At 52.0% G+C, this 3,660-nt stretch carries 1 protein-coding gene and 1 pseudogene; one reads left to right on the top strand and one right to left on the bottom strand.

The features are described 5' to 3' along the window. Nucleotides 1-766: 766 nt before the first annotated feature. Nucleotides 767-2,716 carry an ATP-binding protein gene (locus ACEU5R_RS31800; protein WP_392413880.1) on the top strand — a complete coding sequence of 650 codons (1,950 nt, stop codon included), beginning with the start codon at nt 767-769 and terminating at the stop codon, nt 2,714-2,716. Between the two features lie 132 nt (nt 2,717-2,848). Here the strand turns inward: ACEU5R_RS31800 and ACEU5R_RS31795 are convergent. Further along, nucleotides 2,849-3,568, bottom strand: a pseudogene (locus tag ACEU5R_RS31795) (DDE-type integrase/transposase/recombinase); the annotation flags it as partial. Nucleotides 3,569-3,660 lie beyond the last annotated feature (92 nt).

Raw genomic sequence — 3,660 nt, 5'->3', positions numbered from 1 at the left:
CCCCCCCCCCCCCCCCCCCCCCCCCCCCCCCCCCCCCCCCCCCCCCCCCCCCGCCGCCCCCCCCCCCCCCCCCCCCCCCCCCCCCCGCCGCTCGGTTCAATTTTGCTCAATATCTTTAGGAATTCTCTGATTCCGCCCTGCCAATTCGCACCGTACGCTCAATCCGCGTTTCCTGAAGCCATTTCCAAACGTGAGAGCGGACATGAAGAAACTTCTGGCGGTCATTGTCATCGTGCTGGCGGGATGCGCAACGCCCCCCCCACCAAAGCAGATAGAGAGTAGTGGACGGTGATGCTAAGTTTCTGACTTTTATGGGATCCGATACGTTTCACTCCCTCCAAATCCACTTGATTCCAACCTGTTCTTGGAACAAATTTGGAACGTGGCTGGAGTGTGATGGGGCAACAGTTGCAGCATGGATGGTAGTATTTCGATCCTCTCCCCGTAGTTAAATGGATAGAACGAGTGCCTCCTATCAATTGGGCAGTTGGTAACGAAAGTGCCAACTGAATGGAGTCAAAGTCGGTGAACTCTCTGGGCTCTGCCCGTGACAGCGCCGAGCCAAGCCCCTGTCAGGGGAAGGTGTAGAGACTAGACGGCTCCCGCCTACCGGCTACTAAGTAGTCCACGGTGAAGGCATAGTCCAGACCACGAACACGCAATGTGGCGGCGAAAGCCGAAGTGGTAAGAAACGCCAGATACAGGTTCGATTCCTGTCGGGGGGACCAATTCAGTCTTCGAATAAGAACTATCAACGGAGTGGCAGATGGAGCAAAGAACACTTCTTTACGATGAACGCTTCCTTGAAAGCTATGCGGGACCAATCATCACTGATCCTGCCACGGCCATTGTTGAACTTGTTGCGAATTGCTGGGATGCCTACGCCACAGAAGTGAGGATTACGTGGCCTGATGTTCAACTTGAAAGGCAGTTCAAGATTTCGGACAACGGGCATGGCATGACCCATGAAGAGTTCCAATACATTTGGCGGACTATTGCCTACAATCGGCTGTCTTCAGGTGGAAACACCACGACACCACCTGAAGATGTTCAAGGCTTGCCACGTCTCGTATTCGGCAAGAATGGTAAGGGGCGTTTTGCAAGCTTCTGTTTTGCCTCGGAATACTTGATTACTTCAAGGAAGAACGGGCAAGAGTTCATATGCCGTGTTCATCGTACATCCACTGATCCTTTAGTTCTTGAAGAAGTCTCCTTCAAGGAAAATGGAGTGGAGGGACATGGCACTGAGATTGTGGGTAGCGGAACGATACCTCATATTATTTTCTCGCCTGAGAAGGCTCGTGAATTGATTGGCAGCCGTTTTCTTGCCAACCCTGCTTTCAAAGTTAAATTGAACGGAAGCGAGATCACCTTTAACGACATTCCTGATCTACTCTCGCAGAGCGAGGTGGATGTTGATGGCTATGGTAAGGCGATTATTCTCCATATTGACACCAAGAAGGCAGACAAGACCACGAAGCAGCATGGCCTAGCATGGTGGGTTCAAGGTCGTGCTGTTGGTGAATGCAAGTGGAGTCGTAGTGACTACGAGCGGATTCTTGATGGCAGGACTTCAGAAGCCAAGCGTTTCACCTTCATTGTTCAGGCTGACTACCTGAATACTTACGATGCGGTTCTAGGTGACTGGAGTGGATTCAAAGACAAAAACGAAGCGTGGGTGAAGACCCGCGAGGCGGTTCAAGACTGTATTCGCCAGATCATTTTTGACTCCAGCAAGGCAGAGCGTGAAAGCCGCCGCAGTGCAGTCATTGAAAAGATTGGCACGACGATGAACACCCTATCCCCTGTTAGTAAGGATCGGGTGGAAAGCTTCGTCAATGAGGTGGTAGATACTTGTCCGAACTTTGGTGAAAACGAGATCGTCCAGTTGTCCAGCATCCTTGCAAAGCTGGAGCAGTCCAAGTCTCGCTATGGGTTGCTTGATCTGCTGCACAAGTGTGAGCCAAATGACTACGACACCCTTCATGACATCCTGAAGGAATGGACCATCGGGATGGCAAAGCTGGTTTTGGACGAAATTCAGAATCGCTTGAAATTGATTGGGGAGCTTCGCACCAAACTGAAAGAAGTCGGCGTTGATGAAGTCCATGAGTTGCAGCCGTTGTTTGAGCGTGGCTTGTGGATGTTCGGAGCCCAATTTGAATCCATTGAGTTCACGTCCAACAAGGGCATGACCAATGTAATCAAGACCATCTTCAAGGATGAGGATGGTAAGGGTACTCGTAACCGTCCTGACTTCGTAGCCCTGCCTGACAGCAGTGTTGGCTTCTATGCTCGTGCTTCATATAACGAAGATTACGATGAAGACGGTGTTGAACATCTAGTTATTATTGACTTGAAAACCACTGGTCTTGCTCTCGGAAGCAAAGAGAAAGATCAAGTCTGGAAGTATGTTAAGGAGCTACGAGAAAAGGGCTATCTGAAGAAGCATACCCGTGTTGATGGATTTGTCTTGGGAGACAAGATTGAATCAGGTGAGAATGACCCTACAACGCATGGTGAAGAAGTCAAAATTTCACCCTTGCTATATGACACCATCCTCATTAGGGCTGAGAAGCGCCTTCTGAACCTGCACGGTAAAGTCAAGGATGCTCCGTTCCTGATAGAGCAGCAGGAAGCCCTGAAGAAGTTTTTGGAGCCTATTGAGGTCATTCAGGCAGAATTGGTGGAGGCTGACCCAGTGGTGGTGAAATGACCTCGTCCATGGATTGGATCGCAGCCTACAACTACCTGTTTGCTTCTTTCAACAGAGAGAACAAGGATCTCTATGTTGGCGGCTTGTACTGAGATGGTATTCACCTGACACCGGCCCCAAGCCGGTGTGAGTTCAAGCTGCCTCGGCGAAGACATCCTTCGGGTCGGGCTGCTGGGTCTTGCCGGCATCAAACATCTGCGCCGGAGTTCTGCCTTCCATCATTCGGCCTTGATGCGGCCGCTCGTAGTTGTAGTGATGCAGATAGGCATCAAAGTCTCCCTGCATTTGGTCGATCGATTCATACCAGGTCGTGCGGCCCGCAATGCGGAAGTGCTCGTCCAGCAAGGTGCGATGCAGCCGCTCGACGAAGCCGTTGCTTTGCGAGCGTCTGACTCGGGTCGTGCGGTGCTTGATGCCCTCGAGTTGCAAGAACAATTCGAACGGATGCTGATCGGGCCTGCCGCAGTATTCCCTGCCGTTGTCCGAGAGCAGAGTTTCGATGCGCAAACCCTGCTGTTCGAAGTGCGGTAGGACATCGTTGTTCAGCACATGCACCGCCGTTAGCGGCATCTTGCTGTTATATAGCCGGCCAAAGGCAAATCGGCTATAGCAATCCAGGACGGTTTGCAGATAAACCTTGCCTACGCCCTTGAGCGTGCCGACGAAGAACGTGTCGATAGCCACCAGCCCGCCTGCGTGATGTACTTCGATCTGGCGCTCGCGAAACTCCGGGCTGAAGCGTTCGAGCAGGCGAATTTGTTCGTCGTTAAGTTCCAGCGTGTGATTGCATTGCTCACGTTCTAGACGCAGCAGTCGGTCGTGCTTGGATAGCAAGTCGTGACGGCTCCATAGGTAATCCCCCCATTTTTAGCGATTGCCAGAAGTAGGAACGCTACGCGGCCATGGCCAACCGCTGTTTTGGGGTAAATCCGCCCAGGGCCATG

This window comes from Achromobacter sp. 413638, assembly GCF_043119405.1.
Classification (GTDB): domain Bacteria; phylum Pseudomonadota; class Gammaproteobacteria; order Burkholderiales; family Burkholderiaceae_B; genus Achromobacter.
This window is presented reverse-complemented; position numbering and strand designations above follow the sequence as displayed.

What these genes read in the sequence shown, in the direction of transcription:
- ACEU5R_RS31800 (WP_392413880.1), top strand. Translation starts at nt 767, where the DNA reads ATGGAGCAAAGAACACTTCTTTACGATGAACGCTTCCTTGAAAGCTAT.